General features: G+C 67.3%; 23 protein-coding genes and 1 pseudogene. 16 read left to right on the plus strand and 8 right to left on the minus strand.

The genetic code is table 11. From position 1 onward, the window contains the following. Positions 1–113 precede the first annotated feature (113 nt). The gene (locus tag CJZ78_RS00425) at positions 114–1,037 is read left to right on the plus strand and encodes a sigma-70 family RNA polymerase sigma factor (protein ID WP_261356064.1); all 924 of its coding nucleotides are present in this window, start codon (positions 114–116) and stop codon (positions 1,035–1,037) included. Between the two features lie 4 nt (positions 1,038–1,041). Further along, a complete protein-coding gene (locus tag CJZ78_RS00430; RefSeq protein ID WP_094558933.1) occupies positions 1,042–1,716 on the plus strand; it encodes a diacylglycerol/polyprenol kinase family protein in 675 nt (224 codons plus the stop codon). On the opposite strand, the gene CJZ78_RS00435 is transcribed toward CJZ78_RS00430, so the two are convergent. Next, positions 1,709–2,791, minus strand: coding sequence for a 3-deoxy-7-phosphoheptulonate synthase (locus CJZ78_RS00435; RefSeq protein ID WP_094558934.1), 1,083 nt, complete (start codon positions 2,789–2,791; stop codon positions 1,709–1,711). The genes CJZ78_RS00430 and CJZ78_RS00435 overlap by 8 nt on opposite strands. Positions 2,792–2,909: 118 nt before the next feature. Between CJZ78_RS00435 and acnB the strand changes: the two genes are divergently transcribed. Next, positions 2,910–5,525 carry a bifunctional aconitate hydratase 2/2-methylisocitrate dehydratase gene (acnB, locus tag CJZ78_RS00440; RefSeq protein ID WP_094558935.1) on the plus strand — a complete coding sequence of 872 codons (2,616 nt, stop codon included), beginning with the start codon at positions 2,910–2,912 and terminating at the stop codon, positions 5,523–5,525. A gap of 102 nt (positions 5,526–5,627) precedes the next feature. Continuing rightward, on the plus strand, positions 5,628–7,184 hold the full coding sequence (locus tag CJZ78_RS00445) for a radical SAM protein (RefSeq protein WP_198953803.1): 1,557 nt from the start codon (positions 5,628–5,630) through the stop codon (positions 7,182–7,184). 14 nt (positions 7,185–7,198) lie between these two features. Here CJZ78_RS00445 and purU read toward each other — a convergent pair whose 3' ends face one another. Further along, positions 7,199–8,074, minus strand: coding sequence for a formyltetrahydrofolate deformylase (gene purU, locus CJZ78_RS00450; protein WP_094558937.1), 876 nt, complete (start codon positions 8,072–8,074; stop codon positions 7,199–7,201). Between the two features lie 133 nt (positions 8,075–8,207). On the opposite strand from purU, the gene psbQ reads away from it, so the two are divergent. The 3 genes from psbQ to pstS are packed head-to-tail and all read left to right on the plus strand — an operon-like array spanning position 8,208 to position 10,895. Then, a complete protein-coding gene (gene psbQ, locus CJZ78_RS00455; protein WP_094559199.1) occupies positions 8,208–8,729 on the plus strand; it encodes a photosystem II protein PsbQ in 522 nt (173 codons plus the stop codon). Between the two features lie 44 nt (positions 8,730–8,773). Further along, positions 8,774–9,847, plus strand: a complete 1,074-nt coding sequence (locus CJZ78_RS00460; RefSeq protein WP_158217011.1) for an FAD-binding oxidoreductase — start codon at positions 8,774–8,776, stop codon at positions 9,845–9,847. Between the two features lie 55 nt (positions 9,848–9,902). Continuing rightward, complete coding sequence (pstS, locus tag CJZ78_RS00465) at positions 9,903–10,895, plus strand: phosphate ABC transporter substrate-binding protein PstS (RefSeq protein WP_094558938.1); 993 nt, start codon at positions 9,903–9,905, stop codon at positions 10,893–10,895. A 15-nt stretch (positions 10,896–10,910) separates the two neighbouring features. Here the strand turns inward: pstS and dnaK are convergent, their stop codons facing one another. Continuing rightward, complete coding sequence (gene dnaK / locus CJZ78_RS00470) at positions 10,911–12,824, minus strand: molecular chaperone DnaK (RefSeq protein WP_094558939.1); 1,914 nt, start codon at positions 12,822–12,824, stop codon at positions 10,911–10,913. 113 nt (positions 12,825–12,937) lie between these two features. Here dnaK and CJZ78_RS00475 point away from each other — a divergent pair, with 113 nt between their 5' ends. The 4 genes from CJZ78_RS00475 (at position 12,938) to CJZ78_RS00490 (ending at position 15,291) form a co-directional block, all read left to right on the plus strand. Continuing rightward, positions 12,938–13,849 (plus strand): shikimate dehydrogenase, encoded by a 912-nt coding sequence (locus tag CJZ78_RS00475; protein ID WP_094558940.1) that lies wholly within the window; start codon positions 12,938–12,940, stop codon positions 13,847–13,849. A 27-nt stretch (positions 13,850–13,876) separates the two neighbouring features. Beyond that, complete coding sequence (locus CJZ78_RS00480; protein ID WP_094558941.1) at positions 13,877–14,338, plus strand: Tic20 family protein; 462 nt, start codon at positions 13,877–13,879, stop codon at positions 14,336–14,338. A 78-nt stretch (positions 14,339–14,416) separates the two neighbouring features. Further along, positions 14,417–14,779, plus strand: a complete 363-nt coding sequence (rpsF, locus tag CJZ78_RS00485) for a 30S ribosomal protein S6 (RefSeq protein WP_094558942.1) — start codon at positions 14,417–14,419, stop codon at positions 14,777–14,779. Between the two features lie 263 nt (positions 14,780–15,042). Beyond that, entirely contained in the window at positions 15,043–15,291 is a 249-nt protein-coding gene (locus tag CJZ78_RS00490; RefSeq protein ID WP_094558943.1) for a hypothetical protein, read from the plus strand. Here CJZ78_RS00490 and CJZ78_RS00495 read toward each other — a convergent pair. Together CJZ78_RS00495 and CJZ78_RS00500 are read right to left on the minus strand one after the other, a co-directional pair. Continuing rightward, complete coding sequence (locus tag CJZ78_RS00495; RefSeq protein ID WP_094558944.1) at positions 15,288–16,496, minus strand: argininosuccinate synthase; 1,209 nt, start codon at positions 16,494–16,496, stop codon at positions 15,288–15,290. The genes CJZ78_RS00490 and CJZ78_RS00495 overlap by 4 nt on opposite strands. A gap of 18 nt (positions 16,497–16,514) precedes the next feature. After that, a complete protein-coding gene (locus CJZ78_RS00500; RefSeq protein ID WP_233128377.1) occupies positions 16,515–16,718 on the minus strand; it encodes a hypothetical protein in 204 nt (67 codons plus the stop codon). A 104-nt stretch (positions 16,719–16,822) separates the two neighbouring features. Between CJZ78_RS00500 and CJZ78_RS00505 the strand changes: the two genes are divergently transcribed. The 3 genes from CJZ78_RS00505 to CJZ78_RS00515 are packed head-to-tail and all read left to right on the plus strand — an operon-like array spanning position 16,823 to position 18,502. Continuing rightward, positions 16,823–17,098, plus strand: coding sequence for a DUF3134 domain-containing protein (locus CJZ78_RS00505; RefSeq protein WP_094558945.1), 276 nt, complete (start codon positions 16,823–16,825; stop codon positions 17,096–17,098). Positions 17,099–17,153: 55 nt separating this feature from the next. Next, positions 17,154–18,242: a phospho-N-acetylmuramoyl-pentapeptide-transferase gene (gene mraY / locus CJZ78_RS00510; protein ID WP_094558946.1), complete on the plus strand. Its 1,089-nt coding sequence runs from the start codon at positions 17,154–17,156 to the stop codon at positions 18,240–18,242. Between the two features lie 23 nt (positions 18,243–18,265). Next, complete coding sequence (locus tag CJZ78_RS00515; RefSeq protein WP_094558947.1) at positions 18,266–18,502, plus strand: hypothetical protein; 237 nt, start codon at positions 18,266–18,268, stop codon at positions 18,500–18,502. Here CJZ78_RS00515 and CJZ78_RS00520 read toward each other — a convergent pair. Continuing rightward, complete coding sequence (locus CJZ78_RS00520; protein ID WP_198953804.1) at positions 18,499–18,672, minus strand: cytochrome B6; 174 nt, start codon at positions 18,670–18,672, stop codon at positions 18,499–18,501. The genes CJZ78_RS00515 and CJZ78_RS00520 overlap by 4 nt on opposite strands. Positions 18,673–18,740: 68 nt before the next feature. Between CJZ78_RS00520 and purT the strand changes: the two genes are divergently transcribed. Then, positions 18,741–19,940, plus strand: a complete 1,200-nt coding sequence (purT, locus tag CJZ78_RS00525; protein WP_094558948.1) for a formate-dependent phosphoribosylglycinamide formyltransferase — start codon at positions 18,741–18,743, stop codon at positions 19,938–19,940. 67 nt (positions 19,941–20,007) lie between these two features. Beyond that, positions 20,008–21,009, plus strand: coding sequence for an LCP family protein (locus CJZ78_RS00530; protein ID WP_094558949.1), 1,002 nt, complete (start codon positions 20,008–20,010; stop codon positions 21,007–21,009). Here the strand turns inward: CJZ78_RS00530 and CJZ78_RS14765 are convergent. Together CJZ78_RS14765 and CJZ78_RS14770 are read right to left on the minus strand one after the other, a co-directional pair. Next, complete coding sequence (locus CJZ78_RS14765; protein WP_369802001.1) at positions 21,006–21,746, minus strand: HAD family hydrolase; 741 nt, start codon at positions 21,744–21,746, stop codon at positions 21,006–21,008. The genes CJZ78_RS00530 and CJZ78_RS14765 overlap by 4 nt on opposite strands. Before the next feature lie 110 nt (positions 21,747–21,856). Then, a pseudogene (locus CJZ78_RS14770) lies at positions 21,857–23,143 on the minus strand (glycosyltransferase); the annotation flags it as partial. Between the last annotated feature and the right edge of the window lie 65 nt (positions 23,144–23,208).

Raw genomic sequence — 23,208 nt, forward strand, 5'->3', positions numbered from 1 at the left:
TTGCAGTGCTACATTCCGGCCAAATCCAATACGGAGGCTTGGGTGTGGGGACGCCTTTGCAATCCGCTTCAGCCGTTGTTGACAACAACGGTTCGGAGCTTTCAGCAACGAAACTGGCAAAGGTGCGCGCAACCGGTCCCCGGGCCGGCGGACGTCTCAGTGCCGATTCGATTGGTTGGTATCTGAGCACCATTGGCCGTGTGCCCCTGCTCACGGCCGCGGAAGAAATCGAGCTGGCCCACCATGTGCAGGCCGGTAAACGGCTGCAAGAATTGCCCTCCGAAGAGATCACGCCCAAACACAAGCGCCAGCTGCGGATGGCCCAGCGGGCCCGCGACCGCATGATGGCGGCCAACCTGCGCCTGGTGGTAAGCGTTGCCAAGAAGTATCAAAACCAGGGGTTGGAACTGCTCGATCTGGTGCAGGAAGGGGCGATCGGCCTAGAGCGCGCCGTCGACAAGTTCGATCCGGCCATGGGCTACAAGTTTTCGACCTACGCCTACTGGTGGATCCGCCAGGGGATGACCCGGGCCATCGACAACAGTGCCCGCACAATCCGCCTGCCGATTCACATCAGCGAAAAGCTCTCGAAGATGCGGCGCATCAGCCGGGAGCTCTCCCACCGGCTCGGGCGTCAGCCCAACCGACTGGAGCTGTCCCATGCCATGGACATGGCTCCCCAGGACCTCGAGGAGCTGATGGCCCAGAGCGCCCCCTGCGCCTCCCTGGATGCCCACGCCCGCGGCGATGAAGATCGCAGCACCCTGGGCGAACTGATCGCCGATCCGGCCAGCAACGAGCACATGGACTCGATGGACCGGCACATTCAGAAGGAGCACCTGGGCGCCTGGCTCTCGCAGCTGAATGACCGAGAGCAGAAAATCCTCAAGCTGCGGTTTGGGCTGGAGGGATCGGAGCCCCTCACCCTGGCGGAGATCGGCCGACTGATCAACGTGTCACGGGAGCGGGTGCGACAACTGGAAGCCAAAGCGATCATGAAATTGCGGCTGATGAGCAACGTTCAGCAGGCCGCCTGAGCCGATGGTGGGCGGATGGCCGCAGCAGCTGCTGGGTGTTGCGGCCATCACCAGCTGGCTGACCCTGCTGGTGATGGCCGCGCTGCAGGTGCGCCGCCGCTGGAACGGCCAGCGGGAATGGAGCCGCAAGCTGGTGCACATCGGCACCGGAGCCGTGGTGCCGATCGCCTGGGCCCTGGGCATCGACCGCCTGATCGCGGTGCCGGCGGCAGGCGTGATCACCCTGCTGGCCGCACTCAACCACCGCTTCCGGCTGCTGCCTGCCATTGAAGATGTCGGCCGCGCCAGCTACGGCACCATCGCCTACGGGGCCTCGATCACCCTGCTGTTGCTGCTGTTCTGGCCGCAGCAACCGGCTGCAGTCGCAGCGGGCGTTCTGGTGATGGCCGTGGGGGACGGCCTGGCCGGATTGGTAGGGCCGCTGGTGGCCTCCCCGAGCTGGCACATCTGGGGTCAGCGCAAATCGGTGGTGGGCACCACGGCCATGGCCCTGGGCAGCCTGGCGATGCTGCTGGTGGTGCGCCAACTGGCCCAGGCGGCAGGGCTGCCCCAACCGGCGCTGGGCGCCTTGCTGGCCATCGCCGCCGTGGCGGTGCTGCTTGAGCAGGCGGCCGTGCTGGGCCTCGACAACTTCACCGTGCCCTTGGCGGCTGGCTGGTTGTGGGCACGGCTCAGCTGAGCACCAGGGGGCGGGCCGCCTGGGACTGCCGCACCGCTTCGGCCAACGTGTCGAGCACCGACCCGGTGGTGGCCAGATTGATGCAGGCATCGGTGATGCTCTGGCCATAGGTGAGCTGGGCAAGATCGGTGGGGATCTTCTGGTTGCCCGCCACCAGATGGCTCTCGAGCATCACCCCCATCACGTGGGTGGAACCCGCGCGCAGTTGCTCCGCAACCTGAACCGCCACCTCGCCCTGACGGCGGTAATCCTTGTTGGAGTTGCCGTGGCTGCAATCCACCATCACCCGGGGGGGCAGGCCCGCCTTGGCCAGCTCCGCAGCGGCTTCCTCCACGGCCTCAGGGTGGTAGTTGGTGCCCCGCTTGCCGCCCCGCAGCACCAGGTGGCCATCCGGATTGCCGGTGGTGGTGACGATCGCGGCTTGGCCCTCCCCATTGATGCCGAGAAAGTGATGGGGCCGGGCCGCGGCCTCCATGGCATTGACCGCGGTGATGGCACTGCCGTCAGTGCCGTTCTTGAAACCAATCGGCATTGACAGACCCGAGGCCATCTCCCTGTGGGTCTGGCTCTCGGTGGTGCGGGCGCCGATGGCGGTCCAGCTGATCAGATCGGCGATGTACTGGGGCACGACCGGATCGAGCAACTCGGTAGCCGCCGGCAGACCCATCTCCGCCAGGTGCAGCAGCAGGCCGCGGGCTAGCCGCAGGCCCGTGTTGATGTCGTAGCTGCCATCGAGATGGGGGTCGTTGATCAACCCCTTCCAGCCCACGGTGGTGCGGGGCTTCTCGAAGTACACCCGCATCACGATCTCGAGCGCATCCTGGAAGCGCTCTTGGGCCGCAGCAATGGCCGTGGCGTACTCCTTGGCCGCCGCCACGTCGTGCACCGAACAGGGCCCGACGATCACCAACAGCCGGGAATCACGGCCATGCAGGATCGCCTGAATCCGCTGGCGGGCCTGCTGCACGGTGGCCGCCGAGCGCTCCGTAATCGGCAATTCGCGATGCAACAGCGCCGGGGGTACCAGCGGCCGTGTTTCCACCACATGCAGGTCGGAGGTGGTGGTGGTGGTCATGGGCCTGATGCCGTGGAAACGGCGCCGCGCAGGGGTTTCCACCCTAGTCAGCAGCGATTGCGACCAAACGCTGGACCGGCCGCCAAGAACAATGGATATCAGATTGACGCGATCGGGCATGTCTGCAGCCAGCTTCCTCTCCAGCTACCGCGCCGCCGCGGCCGAGCGCGAGGCCCTGGGCATTCCGGCCCTGCCGCTCAGCGCTGAGCAGACCGCGGCCCTCACCGAGCTGCTGCAGGCCCCGCCCGCCGGCGAGGAATCCTTCTTGCTGCACCTGCTGAGTGAGCGCATCCCCCCCGGCGTGGATGAAGCGGCCTATGTGAAAGCCGATTGGCTCAGCGCCGTGGCCCAGGCCAAAACCATCAGCCCCCTGGTGAGCCCCGTGGAGGCCGTGCGCCTGCTGGCCACGATGATCGGCGGCTACAACGTGGGCGCCCTGATCGCACTGCTAGCCAGCGCCGATGCCGCCATCGCCGAGGCGGCCGCCACAGGTCTGAGCCGCACCCTGCTCGTCTACGACGCGTATCACGATGTACTGGAGCTGGCGGAAACCAACGTTTACGCCAAGCGCGTCATCGACAGCTGGGCTGCCGCCGCGTGGTTCACCGCCAAGCCCGAGCTGCCAGCTGAGATCACCGTGACGGTGTTCAAGGTGGAGGGCGAAACCAACACCGACGACCTCTCCCCCGCCACCCACGCCACCACCCGCCCCGACATCCCCCAGCACGCCACAGCGATGCTGGAAACCCGCATGCCCGGCGGCCTCGAGCTGATCAAGGAGCTCAAAACCAAGGGCCACCCGGTGGCCTATGTGGGCGATGTGGTGGGCACGGGGAGCTCCCGCAAATCCGCGATCAACTCGGTGCTGTGGCACACCGGCACCGACATCCCCCACGTGCCCAACAAGCGCGGCGGCGGCGTGGTGCTGGGCGGCAAGATCGCGCCGATCTTCTTCAACACCGCCGAAGACTCCGGCGCCCTGCCGATCGAATGCGACGTGAGCGCCCTCAACAGCGGCGATGTGATCACGATCCGCCCCTACGCCGGCACGATCGAGCGCGCCGCCGGGGAACCGGGAGCCGGGGAGATCGTGGCCCGCTTCGAGCTCAAGCCGAGCACGATCACCGACGAGGTGCGCGCCGGCGGCCGCATCCCCCTGCTGATCGGCCGCTCCCTCACCGACAAAGTGCGCGCCCAGCTGGGGCTGGCCGCCAGCGATCTGTTCATTCGGCCGGTGGCCCCGACTGACACCGGCAAGGGCTTCACCCTGGCCCAGAAGATGGTGGGCAAGGCCTGCGGCCTGGCGGGCGTGCGCCCCGGCACCAGCTGCGAGCCGCTGATGACCACCGTGGGCTCCCAGGACACCACCGGGCCGATGACCCGCGATGAGATGAAGGAGCTGGCCTGCCTGGGCTTCTCCGCGGATCTGGTGATGCAGAGCTTCTGCCACACCGCCGCCTATCCCAAGCCGGTGGACCTCAAGACCCACGCCGAACTGCCCGACTTCATGGCCTCGCGCGGCGGAGTGGCCCTGCGCCCCGGCGACGGCATCATCCACAGCTGGCTCAACCGCATGCTGCTGCCCGACACGGTGGGCACCGGCGGCGACAGCCACACCCGCTTCCCCCTGGGCATCAGCTTCCCGGCCGGCTCCGGCCTGGTGGCCTTCGCCGCCGCCATCGGCGCCATGCCGCTGGACATGCCCGAATCGGTGCTGGTGAAATTCACAGGGAAGCTGCAGCCGGGCGTGACCCTGCGCGATGTGGTGAACGCCATTCCGTATGTGGCCATCCAGCAGGGGCTGCTCACGGTGGCCAAAGAGGGCAAGCAGAACGTGTTCAACGGCCGGATCATGGAGATCGAGGGGTTGCCCGATCTCAAGCTCGAGCAGGCCTTTGAACTCACCGACGCCACCGCCGAGCGCTCCTGCGCCGGCAGCACCATCAAGCTCTCGGTGGACACGGTGAGCGAATACCTGCGCAGCAATGTGGCGCTGCTGAAAAACATGATCGCCCGCGGCTACGGCGATTCCCGCACCCTGGCCCGCCGCATCCAGGCGATGGAGGCCTGGTTGGCTGATCCGGTGCTGCTCGAGGCCGATGCCGATGCCGAGTATGCGGCGGTGATCGAGATCGATCTGGATGCGATCACCGAGCCGATCCTGGCCTGCCCCAACGATCCGGACAACGTCAAAACCCTGAGCGAGGTGGCGGGGGCGCCCATCGATGAGGTGTTCATCGGCTCCTGCATGACCAACATCGGCCACTACCGCGCCGCCGCCAACGTGCTCAAGGGCCAGGGCGAGAACGCCGCCCGCCTCTGGGTGTGCCCGCCCACCCGCATGGACGAGGAGATGCTGAAGAAAGAGGGCTACACCGCCATCTTCGAGGCTGCCGGCTCCCGCATGGAGATGCCGGGCTGCTCCCTGTGCATGGGCAACCAGGCCCGGGTGGACGACAACACCACCGTGTTCTCCACCAGCACCCGCAACTTCAACAACCGACTCGGCAATGGTGCCCAGGTGTACCTGGGCAGCGCCGAACTGGCCGCGGTGTGCGCCCAGCTGGGCCGCATCCCCTCCAAGCAGGACTACCTGGCGATCGCGGCCGAGAAGATCGATCCTTACGGCGCCGAGCTCTACCGCTACCTCAACTTCGACCAGATCGAAGGCTTCGAGGACCAGGGCCGGGTGGTGAGCGCCGAGGACGAGGCGAAGGTGCTGACGGAGGTGTGAACTGTTGGGTGAGACGCTGGAGGTCCCCGTCCGGCGTCTCACCTGAACCAGGAAACCCTGCTGTTTGAGCCCGCCCAACCTGAGGCCGGGGCGCTGCGGACGGTGCTGGCCTTTCCCAGCACCTACACGGTGGGCATCACCAGCCTGGGCTACCAAGTGGTGTGGGCCACCCTTGCGCAACGCGCCGACGTGGATGTGCGCCGCCTATTCACCGACCAGGGCGACCCGCCGCACCGGATCTGTGATCTCTTTGGCCTGTCACTGAGCTGGGAGCTCGACGGCCCGGTGCTGCTGGATCTGCTAGAGCAGCAGCGCATTCCGATCTGGGCCAGCGAACGGGGCGACAGCGACCCGATCGTGTTCGGCGGTGGCCCCGTGCTCACGGCCAACCCCGAGCCCCTGGCACCCTTCTTCGATGTGGTGCTGCTGGGCGATGGCGAACTGCTGCTGCCCGCCTTTGTGGATGCGCTGCAACAGCACCGCGGCGCCCCGAGGGCCGAACGGCTGCGGCAGCTGGCCCAAGTGCCGGGCGTGTACGTGCCCAGCCTCTACGCCCCTCGCTACTCCAGCGAAGGCCAACTGCTGGCCGTAGAACCGATCGAACCGGGCATCCCAGCCACGGTGGCCAAGCAAACCTGGCGCGGCAACACCCTCAGCCATTCGGCCGTAATCACCCCGGAGGCGGCCTGGCCCTCGATCCACATGGTGGAGGTGGTGCGCAGCTGCCCGGAGCTCTGCCGCTTCTGCCTGGCCAGCTACCTCACCCTTCCCTTCCGCACCCCCAGCCTCGACGACGGCCTGATCCCGGCTGTGGAGAAGGGCCTGGCCGCTACCCAGCGGCTGGGTCTGCTGGGGGCCTCCGTCACCCAGCATCCACAATTTGGCGACCTGCTGGCCTGGCTGGATCAGGATCGCTTCGAGGGCACCCGCGTCAGCGTGAGCTCCGTGCGGGCCGCCACGGTGACGCCCGAGCTGGGACGGATCCTGGCCAAGCGGGGCAGCAAGTCGCTCACGATCGCCATTGAGAGCGGCAGCGAACGGATGCGCCAGGTGGTGAACAAGAAGCTCGCCACCGAAGAGATCTACGCCGCCGCCCGCTACGCCAAAGAAGGCGGCCTCACCGGCTTGAAGCTCTACGGAATGGTGGGGTTGCCCACCGAGGAAGACACGGATGTGGTGGCCACCGCCGAACTGCTGCTGGCCCTGAAAAAAGCAACGCCGGGGCTGCGGCTCTCCCTGGGCGTGAGCAGCTTCGTGCCCAAGGCCCACACGCCGTTCCAGTGGCAGGGGGTGCGGCCCGAGGCCGACAAGCGCCTGAAGCTGCTGGCCAAGCGGCTCAAGCCCAAGGGCATCGAGCTGCGCCCTGAAAGCTACGGCTGGAGCGTGATCCAGGCACTGCTATCGCGCAGCGACCGGCGCCTGGCCCCGGTGATCGCCGCCGCCAGGGGCCGTCACGAAAGCCTGGGGGGCTGGAAGCAGGCCTACCGGGCCGCGGTGGAGACCAGCCGCTCCGGACCCGAAGCTCCACCTCCCTGGGACGACGTGATCCACATCACCTGGAATCAAGATCGCGTCTTGCCCTGGGTGCACCTGGAAGGCCCCCTACCGACAGCCACCCTGGCCAAACACCGCAGCGAAGCCCTGGGCGAATCGCGCTGAAGCCCGACCCAACCTCAATTAAACACCGCCGTCCGCCCGCGATAGACCATCACCTGACGGCAGAGGTGCAACCGCAGGGCCCTTGCGAGAGCCAGGCGCTCGCAATCGCGGCCCTTGCGGATCAGGTCGTCCACATCGTCGCGGTGGCTCACATGCACCGTGGCCTGCTCGATGATCGGGCCGCCGTCGAGCTCTTCGGTCACGTAGTGGGCGGTGGCACCGATCAGCTTCACACCCCGCTCCCAGGCACGGTGATACGGCTGGGCGCCCTTGAAGGCCGGCAGGAAGGAGTGGTGGATGTTGATCACCTGGTGCCCCTGCATGCCCTCGCCGCGGAAGCGGGCCAGAAACCCCGGGCTGAGCACCTGCATGTATTTGGCCAGCACCACCAGCTCGATCTGGTGCTCGGCCAGCAGCTGAAGCTGGGCCTGCTCCACCTCGTCTTTGCTGCCAGCGCTCACCGGCAGATGCACGTAGGTGGCGCCGAAACCCTCGGCCACCGCGCGCAGGTCGGGGTGGTTCGACACCACAAGTGGCACGGTCATCGGCAGCTCACCGGCCCGGGTGCGCCAGAGCAGGTCCACCAGGCAGTGATCCTGCTTGCTCACGAAGATCGCCACCCGCGGCAGCTCATCGGAGAAGTGCACCTGGCCCTCGCCGCCCAGCCGCTCGGCCAGAGCCGCCACCGCCGGCGCAATCGCCTCTCGAGGCAAGCCGAAGCCATCCAGCGCCCACTCAATACGGCTCAGAAACAGGCCGGCGCCCAGATCGGTGTGGTGGTCGGCATGACGGATGTTGCCGCCATTGGCCGCCACCCAGCCCGAGAGCTCGCTCACGAGGGCGGGGCGATCTGGGCAGATCACCTGAAGGATGGCGGTGGGTGCAGACATGGCCGCGCGCGACGTCAACTGCAGACGTAGCACCCGAGGTGTCGCCAACAGGTTGCGAGGGGCTACAGAGAGGGGCTTTGGGCCAGGGGGCACCGATACACTCAGCGCCACGAATCAGGTGTTGGTGATGGTGATGGCTTCTGCCCGGATCCCTGCGGTGATCTCTACGGCGACCGCTGCGCTCGCCCAGCAGCTGCGCCGCTTGGTGGTGCTTGCCATGGCGGCCGTGCTCTGCCTGGGCCTCACCGCCTGCGACGGCGGCCAGAGCAAAAAGCCCCCAACCATCAGCCCGGAGGACATGGCCCTGATCGAGCGGCAAGCCGAGGGCTTCCTGGCCGCTCGCAACCGCCTGCCCGAGCTGGCCGCCCTGGTGAATGACCGCAACTGGGTGTTCACCGCCAACCTGATCCACGGCCCCATGCAGGAGGTGGGCCGGGAGATGAGCTACATCAACCAGCGTCTGCTTCCCGCCGACCGCCCCGAAGCTGAACAGCGCGCAGCAGCTCTCAAAACCGCCCTGGCCCAGCTCGATGAGGCCGCCCGCCTCCAGGATGGCGACAAGCTGCGCAAGGCCTACATCAAGGTGGCCAGCGGCTTCGGCCTGTATGCCCAGGTGCTGCCCGCCCAGGTGCAGGAAGACCTGAAGCAGGTTTGATCCAACCGGGGGACCCACCCCGATCAGCCCGGCCCCGATCCGTTGTGGTTGTGGGTGCGGGTCTGGTGGGCCGGGCCTGTGCCTGGCAGCTCCAGCAGCGCGGCCACCAGGTGCAGCTGCTCGATCCCGGCCTGAACGGCAGCCCAGATCCCAACTCCGGCAGCTGGGCGGCCCTGGGGGTGCTGATGGCCCAGGTGTTTCACCGCAGTAGCGGCCGCGGCTGGCGCCTGCGCCAGCGCAGCCTGAGCCTCTGGGGCGACTGGCGCCAGCAGCTGGGAGCCCAGGGCTGGCCACTGGCCTGGCGACCGGGGCTGCTGCTGTTGGCCAGCGGCGCCGACGATCTGGAGCGCCAGCAACGCCTGGTGGCCAGCCGCCAGCGTCAGGGCCTGCCCTTGGAGCTCTGGGGCCAAACCCAGCTCGACGCCCTGGCACCGGCCCTGCCGGCAGGGGCCGTGGGCGGCCTCTATTCCCCCGCCGACGGCCAACTGGATCCGGCCGCAGCCATGGCTGCCCTGCTGGCAGACGGGCTGCGGTTGGGCCTGCAGCCGATCTGCGATCGCGCCGAGCAGCTGGAACGGCATGCCGGCGGCTGGACGGTGCACACCAGCGGCGGCCAGACCCTGCGGGCCGATGCGGTGGTGGTGAGTGCCGGGGTGGCCAGTGCGGGCCTACTCGCATCCCTCGGCCACAACCAGCCCCAGGAGCCGGTGCTGGGCCAGGCGCTGGAACTGGAGCTGGCAGCCCCCACCAGCTGGGACACGCCTGGGCCCTGGCCCGGAGCCGTGGTGTGGCAAGGAGTCAACCTGGTGCCACAAACCAACACCGGCGATCCTGGCAGCGGGCGGCTGTGGCTGGGGGCAACCCTGGAGCCCGGCGATCAGGCCGATCCAGCCGCCCTGGCCCACCTGCGCGCGTTGGGCGGCGCGGCCCCCGCCTGGCTCGAGCAGGCCGCGGTCATCCGGCGCTGGCAAGGCCACCGAAGCCATCCGATCGGCCAACCCGCCCCACTGCTCGCCCAGCTGGAACCGGGCCTGCTGCTGGCCAGTGGCCACTACCGCAACGGCGTGCTGCTGGCCCCGGCCACGGCGGAGTGGGTGGCCGATCAACTGGAGCCCTAACCTGCCGGCGTGGCGCCTCAGCCACTGCCACCAACCCGTTTCGATCGCTCTCTCCATGGCCGTCGCCCGCTTTCGCCCCACCGCGCTCACCGGGGCCGTCTTCGGCGTGGCGGCTGTGGTCAGCCTGAGCAGCTGCGGTGGCAACGGCCCGACGCTCCAGGCCGCCGGAGCCAGTTTCCCGGCGGGTCTCTACCAGCGCTGGTTTGCCGATCTGGCCAACCAGGAAAAGATCCGCGTCAATTACCAGTCGGTGGGCTCAGGGGCTGGCGTGCGCCAGTTCCAAGCGGGCACCGTGGATTTCGCCGCCAGCGACAAACCCCTGGAGGCCAGCGAAGCCGCCGCCATCAAGCGCGGGGTGGTGCAACTGCCCCTTACCGCCGGCGCCATTGCCGTGGCTTACAACCTGCCCGGCTGCAACCTCAAGCTCAGCCAGACCCAGCTGGTGCAGATCTTTGAAGGCAAGATCAAAAACTTCCAGCAGCTGGGCTGCGCCAACCAGCCGATCCAGGTGGTGGTGCGCTCCGACGGCTCCGGCACCACCTACAACTTCACCAACTCCCTGGCCGCCTTCAGCCCCGGCTGGAAGCAGGGCCCCGGCGTCGGCAAATCGGTGAACTGGCCCACCGGTGTGGGCGCCAAGGGCAATGAGGGCGTCGCCGCCAGCCTGCTGCAAACCAAGGGCAGCCTCGGCTACGTGGAAGCAGCCTATGTACGGGGCGTGCTCCAAGCGGCCGCGATCGCCAACCGCTCGGGCGCCTACGCCCTGCCTGATGCCGCCAGCGCCAGCGAGGCGCTGGCCACGATCAACCTGGGGGCTGACCTCACCGGCAGCGATCCCAACCCCAGCGCCGGCTACCCGATCGTCACCTTCACCTGGGTGCTGCTCTACAAGACCGGCAACGGCGCCAAGCTGCCCGCCCTGCAGAGCACCTTCAACTACGCCCTCAGTGCCGCGGCCCAGCAGCAGGCTCCGGCCCTCGGCTACATCCCCCTGCCCGCGCCGGTGGTCACCAAGGTGAAAGCGGCCCTGGCCGGCGTGGGCGCCTGAAACCAGGGCTCTGGGTCACTTGCTCTCAGTGAACTCGGCGTCGATCACGTCGTCGCTGGCGGAACCGCTGCCCGCCTCGGCGCCCGCACCGTTGCCTCCGGGAGCAGCGCCGCCGGCTTCAGCACCCGCAGCCTGCTGATACACGGCAGCACCGGCGGCATAAAGGGCCTGCTGCAGGGTTTCGAGTTCCGACTTCATGGTGTCGAAGTCGTCCTTGGCGATCGCCTCCTTGAGCTTGACGGACAACGCCTCCACCTTGGCTTTGTCCTCAGCGCCCACCTTGTCGCCCAGTTCGCCGAGTTGCTTCTCAGCCTGGTAGACAAGGGTTTCGGCCTGGTTCTTGAGGTCGATTTTCTCGCGCTTCTCCTTATCGACCGCGGAGTTGGTTTCCGCGTCCTTCACCATCTTCTCCACCTCGTTTTCACTGAGGGTGGAAGCACCGGTGATGGAGATGCTCTGCTCCTTGCCGCTGCCCTTGTCCTTGGCGGTCACGCTGAGGATGCCGTTGGCGTCGATGTCGAAGGTGACTTCGATCTGCGGCACGCCGCGGGGAGCAGGGGGAATGCCGTCGAGGCGGAAGGTGCCGAGCGACTTGTTGTCGCTGGCCATTTCGCGTTCGCCCTGAAGCACGTGGATCTCCACGTTGGTCTGGCCGTCCACCGCCGTGGAGTAGGTCTCCGTTTTCTTGGTGGGAATCGTGGTGTTGCGGGTGATCATCTTGGTCATCACACCGCCCAGGGTCTCCACACCGAGGGAGAGCGGGGTGACATCGAGCAGCAGGATGTCCTTCACCTCACCGGCCAGCACACCGCCCTGAATGGCGGCGCCCACGGCCACCACTTCGTCGGGGTTAACGGTCTGGTTGGGGTCCTTGCCGGTGACGCGCTTGACCAGCTCCAGCACTGCCGGGATGCGGGTGGAGCCACCCACCATGACGATCTCATCGAGCTCGCCGGAGGAGAGCTTGGCGTCCTTGAGGGCCTGCTCCACCGGCACCCTGCATCGATCAATAAGTTTGGAGGCCAGCTCTTCAAACTTGGCCCGGGTGAGGGTGAGGTCGAGGTGCTTGGGACCTTCAGGGGTTGCCGTGATGAACGGCAGGTTGATCTCGCTCTGGGTGGCACTGGAGAGCTCGATCTTGGCCTTCTCGGCAGCCTCGGTGAGGCGCTGCAGGGCTTGCTTGTCCTGGCGCAGGTCAATGCCCTCGTTGGCCTTGAAGCTGTCGGCCAGGTGATCCACGATCACCTTGTCGAAGTCGTCGCCGCCCAGGTGGGTGTCCCCGGAGGTGGAGAGCACCTCAAACACGCCATCGCCCACCTCCAGCACCGACACGTCGAAGGTGCCGCCGCCCAGGTCGAACACCAGGATGCGCTCGTTGCTCTTGCGGTCGAGGCCGTAGGCCAGAGCCGCCGCCGTGGGCTCGTTGATGATGCGCAGCACCTCAAGGCCGGCGATCTTGCCGGCGTCCTTGGTGGCCTGTCGCTGGGAGTCGTTGAAGTAGGCGGGCACGGTGATCACCGCCTGGGTGACCGTTTCACCGAGGTACTTGCCGGCATCTTCGGCCAGCTTGCGCAGCACCTGGGCGCTCACTTCCTCGGGGGCGAACTGCTTGTTCAGCACCGGGCACTTCACCTTCACATTGGCGCCGGCCTTCTCCACGCCATAGCTCACCTCTTTCGACTCTTCGTTCACCTCATCAACGCGACGGCCGATGAAGCGCTTCACCGAATAAAAGGTGTTTTCGGGGTTCATCACCGCCTGGCGCTTGGCGATCTGGCCCACCAGCTGATCCTGGTTTTTGGTGTAGGCCACCACCGAGGGGGTTGTGCGGAACCCTTCAGCGTTGGCGATCACCGTGGGCTTGCCGCCCTCCATCACGGCGACGCAGCTGTTCGTGGTGCCGAGGTCAATACCGACGACCTTGCCCATGGGTTACCACCTCCTTACGGTGAATGAATCAGACTGAATGCATCTTCAGCAGCTGGGGCCTTCCCAGGCGAGGTGTGGTTCCCGAACAGCCCCTGCCGCCAACGCTTTCGTCCATGCCCACGCCGATCTCCGGACACACCGCTCTGGCTGGAGTTCTTGGGGATCCGGTGCGCCATTCGCTCTCGCCGGCAATGCACAACGCCGCCCTGGCGGAGCTGGGCCTCGACTGGGTTTACCTGGCGCTGCCCGCGCCGGCGGAGGAGCTGGAAACGGTGGTGCGGGGGCTGGAGGCCCTGGATTGCCGCGGCCTCAACGTCACCCTGCCCCACAAGCAGGCCGTGGCCCGGCTGTGTCGCAGCCTTTCTCCCCTGGCCGAGCGGGTGGGGGCGGTGAACACCCTGGTGAGGCACCCCGAGGGCGGCTGGCTGGGGGATAACACCGATGTGACGGGCTTCCTGGCCCCCCTGCGAGCCAGCGGCAGCTCCTGGCACGGCCGGCGGGCCGTGGTGCTGGGCTGCGGCGGCAGCGCCCGGGCCGTGGTGGCCGCCCTGGTGGAGCTGGGCTGCGGCGCCATCACGGTGGCCGGCCGCAGCAGCGCCCGCCTGGAGGGCCTGCTGAGCCCCTGCCGCAGCTGGGCGCCGCAGGTGCAGGGGCTGGCCTGGGATTCACAAACCGAAAGCCTCCAACACGCCCTGGCCCAGGCTGATCTGGTGGTCAACACCACACCGGTGGGCATGGCATCAGCCACCAACCCAGAGGCGGCCCAGCAGAGCCCACTCACGCTGGCCGAGCTGGAGACACTCCGGCCCGGCAGCACCGTCTACGACCTGATCTACACGCCGCGGCCCACGGCCCTGCTGCAGGCGGCCAGCGCCCGGGGCTGCCACAGCCTCGATGGACTGGAGATGCTGGTGCAGCAGGGAGCAGCCGCCCTGCGCCTGTGGAGCGGCCTTGAAACGGTGCCCGTGGCCGCCATGCGAGCCGCAGCTCTGGCCCAGCTCGGCGGCGGCAACAGCCGCCCTTAGCCTTGGGGCCGCGGCAAGGTCCAAGCGATGCAGGCTCCACCGATCTGGCAACGGCTACTGGCCGCCCTGGCCTACCTGCTGCCCTGGAGCGACGCCTTCCCCTTTGGCCGCGCCCTGTTTGGCCTGTTTCCGGCGCTGCAGTGGCTGGGGGTGCCGGTGCTGCCGGTGGCACTGCTGGAGCAGGTCGTGCCCTTTGGCGGCCTGGTGCTGTTCCTGGTGCTGTTCCTGGCGGTGGTGCGCAACAGCCAGGTGCCCTACCTGATCCGCTTCAACGTGCTGCAGGCGATCCTGATCGACATCGTGGTGGTGCTGGTCACCCTGGCCTTCCAGGTGCTGCAGCTGGGCGCCCTGGATTTCGTCGGCAAAACCCTCAGCAACACTGTGTTCATCGGCATCCTGGTGCTGGTGCTGTTCGCGATGATCCAGAACCTACGGGGCAAGGACGCCGACATCCCCAGCCTCTCTGAGGCAGTGCGGATGCAGCTGTAGGGTGGTTGATCCGTCGCTGGTGGGCGCCTGCCCGCTGGCCGCTGCCCCAAACCCTGAGGCGACACCTTCAAAGCGACCATGACGCAGCCCTATTACGAGACCATGTACATCCTTCGTCCGGACATTCCGGAGGAAGAGGTAGAAACCCATGTCGCCAAGTACCGCGACCTGGTGACTGAATCCGGTGGAGAAGTGCTCGATTGTCAGATGCGCGGCAAGCGCCGTCTCGCCTATTCGATCGCCAAGCACCGCGAAGGCATCTACGTGCAGCTCAACCACAATGGCGACGGCCAGCAGGTGGCACCCCTCGAGCGCGCCATGCGCCTGTCGGAAGATGTGATCCGCTACCTCACCGTCAAACAGGACGGCCCCATGCCGGCCCCACGCACCCTGCCTGGCGCCGTCAGCGAAGCAGCCCCCATGGAACCGGCCGCGGTTTGACCGCAGGGCATCCAGCCCTGCTTGTGCAAAGCCGGGCGTGACCGTAACCTCCATCCATGGAGTCGGATTGCAGTCCATCTGAATCGAATTTGCAGGCAGAGCCGACCACAACATCGGCTGCTGAGCATGGTGCCGGCCCCCTGATCCCTCCTCCACCGAAGTGGCAGTCGTCTGTCCCTTCGGTTTTTTCATGGCATCAGCAGCAGGAACGCCGGGAGGCGCTGGAACAGGAACTCGCCAAGACCCGTGAGGAGCTTCAGGCGATGCAAACGCTGCTTGAAGAGCTGCCTGCCCTGTTTGAAGACAAATTCCGGCAGCGCCTGCAACCCAAGTTGGAGCAGCAGCAACGGCTGCTCGAGGACAACGCCACCCTGCGCCAGCACCTGCTTCAGCTGCAACCGGCCAGGGATTCAGGGCGTCAACCGCTGCTGATGCCCCGTCAACAGGAGCGGCCGCGGATGCGCCAAGCCCTGCGGCATGCCTTTGGACTGAACAGCAACCGAGCGGCCTAACGCTGACGCTGGTTGGCCGCCCAAAGGCGGGTGGGCAGGCCCCACACGTAGATGAAGCCTTCGGCAGCCCGATGGTCGAACTGATCACCGGCGTCGTAGGTGGCCATATCGGGCACGTAAAGGCTGTTGCTGGCGCTGCTGCGACCCACCACGGTGGCGTTGCCCTTGTGCAACTTGATCCGCACGCTGCCGTTCACCACCGCCTGGGTGCACTCGATGAAACCATCGATGGCGTCCTTGAGCGGGCCATACCAAAGGCCCTGGTACACCAGATCGGCCCACTGCTGCTCCAGCTGTCGCTTGCTGCGCAGCACGTCGGCCGCCAGGGTGAGGCTCTCGAGCTCCTGGTGGGCCCTGATCAACAGCAGCAACCCCGGAGTTTCGTAGATCTCGCGGCTCTTGATGCCCACCACCCGGTTCTCAATCATGTCGAGCCGGCCAAAGCCGTGGCTGCCAGCCAGGGCGTTGGCGCGGCGGATCAGGCTCACCGGATCGAGGCGCACGCCGTCGATGCTCACCGGATTGCCCTGCTCAAAGCCGATCTCCACCACCTGGGGCACCGCCGGGGCGTCGTCCACCGAGCGGGTCATGGCGTAGATCTCCTCGGGCGGCTCCACGTTGGGATCCTCCAGGGGGCCGGCCTCGATCGAGCGACCCAGCAGGTTGAGGTCGATCGAATAGGGCGACTTCTTGCTCACCGGCGAGGGAATCCCGCAGCGCTCGCCATAGGCGATTGTTTCCTCGCGGCTCATGCCCCACTCGCGCGCCGGGGTGAGCACCTTCAGATCAGGCGCCAGGGCGCCGATGGCCACATCGAAACGCACCTGGTCGTTGCCCTTGCCAGTGCAGCCGTGGGCCACCGCATCGGCGCCCACCTCGCGGGCGATCTCCACCAGGCGACGGGCGATCAGCGGCCGGGCCAGGGCTGTGCTGAGCGGGTAGCGGCCTTCATACAGAGCATTGGCGCGGATCGCCGGGAAAGCGAACTCGGTGATGAAGGGCTCGATCAGGTCGCCCACAATCGACTGGCTGGCGCCGGAGTCGAGGGCTTTCTGGCGGATCGGTTCGAGCTCATCACCCTGACCCAGGTCGGCGGCGAAGGTGATCACCTCCTCCACCCCCCACTCCTGCATCAGGTAGGGAATGCAGACGCTGGTGTCAACACCACCGGAATAGGCCAGCACCGCCTTCTTCGCCCGACCCATCAACGCCGCTCCATGTGCTCAGTCGGTCGATTCTCCCCTGTCGGGGTCGGGCAGCGACCAGCGGGCCAGCAACCAGAGCCCCACGACCAGGGGCGGCACCAGCACCAGCAGCCACACCAGCGCCGGCTGCACCGGCAACGGGGCTGGCCAGCGCTGGCCGGCGGCAGCCAGCAGGGCACTGATCGCCAGGGCCAGAGACCACAGCCGCAAAACCCCCGTCAACGGGCTGGTAACCATCGGTGCCATGGGGATTTTCAACGCTGACGCTATGGTGGTCCATTGGTCTAGCTGGGCCTTCTTCAGCGGGCCCGTCGTCAGCAACACCTATGAGCACACTCGCGACCAGTGGCAGCAGTCGACTCGACACCATCAACCCTTCACTGACCCGCTACGGGCGCAGCGAGCCGGCCCCGGTGCTGCCGCTGCGGGATGAGCCCGACCTGCTGAGCTGGCTCGAAACCAGTGGTCGCTTGGTGGCCGACGAGGAAACCGCCAGCACCGACGTGAGCACGGTGGAAGAGGAAGAGCTCTCGGCGCTGATGGGTGAGAAGGAGGACTACAACAAGGACGACGAGCAGCAGGACGAAAACTGGGAAGATTGAAGCTGGGGCGATCGGCGCAAACAAGGGAAACTGGGACGCTCGTCGTCCCAAGTCCTTGCTTGCGTCCTCCAAGCCCAGCAGTCTGGTCAGCGCGATCCTGCTGGCCCTGGTGCTCCTGCTGGCCTGCGTGGTGTGCGACTGGCAAGCCCGCGCAGCCCAGCTCACCCCCCCCCTGCTGCTGGCCGGCCTGATCAGCGCCGGCGTCACGGCCTGGGGGATACCGCGGCTGCGGGAGCTCAAGCTCGGCCAGGTGATCCGCGACGAGGGACCCCAGGGTCACCTGAGCAAGGCGGGCACCCCCACCATGGGTGGGCTGCTGGTGGTGCCAGTGGGGGTGCTGGTGGGTGGCCTGATCACCCCGAGTGATCCACGGCTGCTGGCCGTCGCCGCCGTCACCCTGGCCTATCTGGCCATCGGCGCCATCGACGACTGGCGCAGCCTCACCCGCCGCACCAACACCGGTCTCACCCCCCGGGGCAAACTGCTGCTCCAGGCGGGAGCGGCCCTGCTGTTTTTGGTCTGGGGCGCCACTGGTCAATGGCTGGGGGGCGCCTCACCCGGCGACATCGCGCTGCCCCTCGGCTGGGTGCTGCCGATCGGAGTGCTGATCTGGCCGCTGGGATTGTTTGTGTTTCTGGCCGAAAGCAACGCCACCAACCTCAGCGACGGCCTCGACGGCCTGGCGGCGGGTTGCGGCGCCGTGGTGTTCACCGGCCTGGGGCTGCAGCTGATGCTGCGCGGCCATGAAGGCGATGCCTCCCTGGCCGGCTTCTGCGCTGCGATGGCCGGCTGCTGGCTGGGCTTTCTGGCCCACAACCGCCATCCCGCCCGGCTGTTCATGGGCGACACCGGCTCCTTGGCGATGGGGGCCGCCCTCAGCGCTGTGGCCCTGCTCTCCAACAGCCTCTGGCCGCTGCTGGTGATGGGCGGGGTGTTCCTGGCCGAATCCCTCTCGGTGATCCTGCAGGTGTGGGTGTTCAAGGCCACCAAGAACCCCAGCACGGGCCAGGGCCGGCGGCTGTTTCGGATGGCGCCGCTGCACCACCACTTCGAGCTGGGGGGCCTGAACGAACAGGTGGTGGTGATCCGGTTTTGGATCGCCAGCCTGCTACTGGTGGGAGTGGGTTTGGTGCTGCTGCCCTGAACCCTGCCATCGCCCCTGATCCCATGGCCTACTTCACCTGGAAGGACACCGGCCTCAGCTCCGACTGCGCCAGCCTCGCGGCCATGGCCTCTCGCTTCGAGGAGGCAGCCGCCCTGATGCGTCGCATGGCCAGCGAAGGGTTCCAGCTGGAACGGCACAGCGATGGCCAGCACATCACCCATCCCGACCCGACGGTGTTTGAGGCCTACGGCTTCATCAACGAGGAATCGCCCGTGCGCCAGCTCACCTTGCTGCCCTAGTTGCGACGCAGGTAACCCACCACCCACACCACCACAAAGGCCAACGAGGAGAGTCCGAGATAAATCAGGGCCCACTTCTGCAGGGTGGCGATATCCCAGCCGAACAACAACCCGTTGGCGGCGTCCCCGGCTGTGCTGAAACCCAAGGGCAAATCCAACAGCCAACCCATCAGTGCGCCCCGGTGTGCAGGAAGATCGGTTCCATCTTGCTGTCCGGTGCCCGTCCCGGACACCGACCATGCCCTCACCTGCCCCCACCTGCCTGCCCACCACCCTGATGCTGCTGGGCAGCGGCGAGCTTGGCAAGGAGGTGGCCATCGCCGCCCAGCGCCTGGGCTGCCGCGTGATTGCCGTCGACCGCTACGCCGGCGCTCCGGCGATGCAGGTGGCCGATGCCACCGAGGTGATCGCCATGACCGATGCAGAGGCCCTCAAGGCCGTGGTGCGCCGCCACCAGCCCAACCTGGTGATCCCGGAGATCGAAGCCCTGGCGGTGGATGCCCTGGCCGAACTGGAGGCCGAGGGCATCACCGTGATCCCTACCGCCAGGGCCACAGCGGTGACCATGAACCGCGACCGGATTCGCGATCTGGCTGCCACGCAGCTGGGCCTGCGCACCGCCCGCTTCGCCTATGCCCACAGCGCCGCCGAACTGGCCGCCGCCGCCGCACCCCTGGGTTGGCCGGTGGTGGTCAAGCCGGTGATGAGCTCCTCCGGCAAGGGCCAGAGCGTGGTGCAGGGCCCTGAGGGCATCGCCGCGGCCTGGGAAGCAGCCATGGCCGGCGCCCGGGGGGAGGGGTCCCAGGTGATCGTGGAGGAGTTTTTGCACTTCGAGCTGGAGATCACCCTGCTCACCGTGAAGCAGTGGACGGGGCCAACGCTCTTCTGCCCGCCGATCGGCCACATCCAAGAGAGGGGCGACTACCAATGCAGCTGGCAGCCGGCCGCCATGCCCGCCGAAGCCCTGGCGGCCGCGCAGGCGATGGCCCAGGCCGTCACCGACAACCTGGGCGGCGCCGGCCTGTTCGGCGTGGAGTTTTTCCTCTGCCGCACCGCCGCTGGAGAGCTGGAGGTGGTGTTCTCCGAGCTCTCGCCCCGCCCCCACGACACCGGCCTGGTGACCCTGGTGGGGCAGAACCTCAGCGAATTTGAATTGCACCTGCGGGCGGTGCTGGGATTGCCGATCCCGGCCATCCGCAGCCTTGGGCCCGCCGCCAGCCGGGTGATCCTGGCCGAAGCGCCTGGCACCCCGGTGACCTACGCCGGCCTCGCTGAGGCCCTGGCGGAGGAGGACACCCAGGTGCTGCTGTTCGGCAAGGCCGAAGCCCGGCCCCAGCGGCGCATGGGCGTGGCCCTGGCCCGCAGCAGCAGTGAAACGGAAGCCCGTCGCAAGGCCGATGGCGCCGCGGCCCGGATCCAAGTGCGACCCTCCAGCTGAACAACCGACGCTGACCCCCTGGTGCGGCAGGGATCCGGCCCTTAAGGTGCGCCCAGCAAGAGCCGTCATGAGTCAGGCCCAACCCCGCCCGCGTCGCAACCGACGCGACAGCAGCCGCGGGGCTGTGGTCACCGACCTGCGCAACCTGCGCGAAAAGCGCCAAACAGCCCGCGAGCCACGCCAAACGACCACAGGCCAGATTTCTCCGTCGGCCCGGCGGCGCCGGCCACCGCTGCTGCCCTTTGCCCTGGGGATCGCTCTGGGCTACGGCCTGGCCGGGCCCCTGCCCCAACTGGTCTCGGGAGCAATGGCAGCGCTGCTGCAAGGGCCCCAGCAGCTCACCAGCCTGATCAATCCCTTCAGCCTGGGCGCGCGGCGCATCGTGGTGATCGGCACCGACAAGGTTGGCGAGAACACCGATGTGATGTTCACCGTGGAGCTCAAAGACGGGCTCACCCAGCTCACCCAGGTGCCACGGGACACCTTCGTGGAATCAGCCGACTACGGCGTGCTCAAGGCCAATGCTCTGTTTGCCTTCGGCGGCATCGGGGCCCTGAAGCAAGAGCTCACGACCCTGATCGGTGCCCCGGTCGACCGCTACATGCGCGTCAACCTGCGGGCCGTCGAGCACCTGGCCGACGCCCTCGGCGGCGTCGAGGTGGATGTGCCCAAGCGGATGTACTACGTCGACAACGCCCAAAACCTCTACATCGACCTCTACCCCGGGCGGCAGGTGCTGAAGGGCGAGCTGCTGGAAGGCTTCCTGCGCTTCCGCAACGATGAAATGGGCGACCTGGGCCGGATGGAGCGGCAGAAACTGGTGCTCGCCGAGGTGTTCCGCAAGCTGGCCCAACCGGCCACGCTGGCCCAACTGCCGCAGCTGCTGAAGATCGCCGGCGACGATGTCAAAACCGATCTCTCCCCGGTGGAGATGGGCCAGCTGCTCACGGCCATGGCCGGCACCAAGTTGAGCACCCGTCAGCTGCCGGGCCGGCTGTTCTGGCACAACGACCTGAGCTACTGGATGCCAGACGGCAACAGCCACTACGCGGGCGTCGACAGCCCCTAACGCCGCAGGAAGCGGTGGTGATCGAGACCCTCCAGCAAACCCCAGGCCTGGGGGGTGGAGGCGAAGAACACACGCCGGTGGTTGCGCAGGCTTTCCAGGGCCGGATCGTGATCATCCGGCACCACCCCGCAGGGCAGGCCCCGCAGCAACTCCCCATCCCCCTGCTGGCTGGCCTGCACCAGGATCGCGGTGAGGGGCAGCTGCCAGCGCAGGGCGATGTAACGCAGAGCCTCGGTTTTCGAGGCGGTGGGCGGCAGCACGTCGAGGTACCAATGCTGGAACAGGTGGGGACGGGCCGGCAGATGGTGCTGCTGCAAGGTTTGGCGCACCACCGGCAGGATGCCCTGGTCGAGTTCCTGCAACAGAAAACTCACCTTGAAGGGTCCCTGCTGGGCGGGGTCCTGCAGCCGTAGCCGCGGTTCGAGAGCCGCCATCGCCGTCACGACGGCGCCCCGACTCCAACGGCGGCCGATGTGGCGCTGCCAGTGATGGTCGGGCACAGGGCCCTGGGGCGAACGGGTGTGAATTTCGGTGCCGGCCTGGCTGATCCACAAACAGGGCTCGGGGAGATGCAACTCCGCGAAACGCTGCCGGGCCGCCCGGATCGCGCGGCCGCTGGTGACACCAATGCCCAACTGGGGCTCGGCTGCAGGCGACGGCGCAACTCCGCCAGGCTGCCGGCATCGGGATGGGCCAGGCTGGCGTCCAGATCCAGCACCAGCAGGCGCTCGGGGCACGCCGACGGCCCCGTTTCTCCCTGTTGAAACCAACGGCTGGGCCGCAGGCTGGCGGCCTGATGGGCTGCGGCCGTCGCAGCCCCGATGTAGTGGTTCACATGGGCATCCCAGCTGAACGAGCGGCTGACGGCCTCCACACCGTTGTCGCGCCAGCGGCGCCAACGCTCAGGGCGGGCCAGGCTGTCCTCCAGGGCCTGCTGCAAAGCATCCAGATCGGACACGTCCACCAACAAGCCGTTCTGGCAGCGGGCCAGGATGTCCTTTGGGCCACCATCATCGGTGGCAACGATCGGCACGCCACAGGCCGCGGCCTCCAGCAGGGTGAGGCCGAAGGGTTCGGTGAGGGCCGGATTGACGAACACGCCGCCCAGGCGTGAGGCCCAGCGGTAGATGGACGGAATCTGGTGACGCTCGTGCTGCTTCGGGTAGGCCACCTGGCCGTAGAGATCGAAGCGATCCACCAGTTCAAACACCTGTTGGAACACCTCCCGCTGCTGCTTCTCGAGCTGGCGGGGGTCGTTGCGGCAGCCGAGCAACAGCACGAGGTTGTGCTGCCGGCGCAGCCGCTCAGAGCGTCCAAACACCTCCACCAGGGCAGGAATGTTCTTGCGGTGGTCGGCGCGGCAGATGGCGAGCACCGGCGGTTTGGCCGGATCGCGCAGAAACGGCTCGATCAGCGTTTCCACGGCGGGTTCCAGAAGACCCGCCTGGGGCGGAAAGAACTGGCGCATGTCCACGCCAGGCGGAATCACGGCGGCCTGCTTCGCACAGAAACGGCCGTAGCGGGCGTACTGCACCTCCAATTCCTGGCGGGTGCTGGTCACCACCAGATTGCTGTGGGCCAGGGCCAGCTCCTCGGCATCGATCCGCCGGGCCATGGCGTAATGCTCCTCGATCTGGCGGGGATCGAGGCCGGCATCAATCAACCGCCGCCGCTTCTCCCGGCCCAGGGAATGGCCCGTGAACACCAAGGGAATGCCCAAGCGGCGCCGCAACAGCGCCCCCACATAACCGGCATCGGCGTAGTGGGCATGGATCCAATCAGGCAATTGATCCTGCATCCGCAGGCTTTCGGCCAGGGCATCGGCCAGTTCATCGAGATGGGGCCAGAGCAGCTCCTTACGCAGGTAGCGGCGTGGACCGAAGCTCAGACGCCGAATGGCGGCGTGGGGGCCGAGCGACTCCCAGGGCTTGGCGTAATCCGCCGAGACGCGACGATCCTGGATCAGCCGCGTCACCACCTCCAGCCGCTCCACCTCCGGCCGCAGCGCCAGGCTGCGGGCCAGCTCCAGCACGTAGGTGGTCTGGCCGCCGGTGTCCGCATCCCGGCCCAATTCGAGGTCGTGGCCTCGAAACAAACCATGCAAATGCAGGTGCAGAACGTAGAGACCAGCCATGCCAGATCAGGTCCGCGGAATCACTCTGGTGCGGAAGCAAGTACACCTATCGATAGCCGCGCCAG

It is taken from the genome of Synechococcus sp. 8F6, from assembly GCF_002252665.1.
Classification (GTDB): Bacteria; Cyanobacteriota; Cyanobacteriia; order PCC-6307; family Cyanobiaceae; genus Cyanobium_A.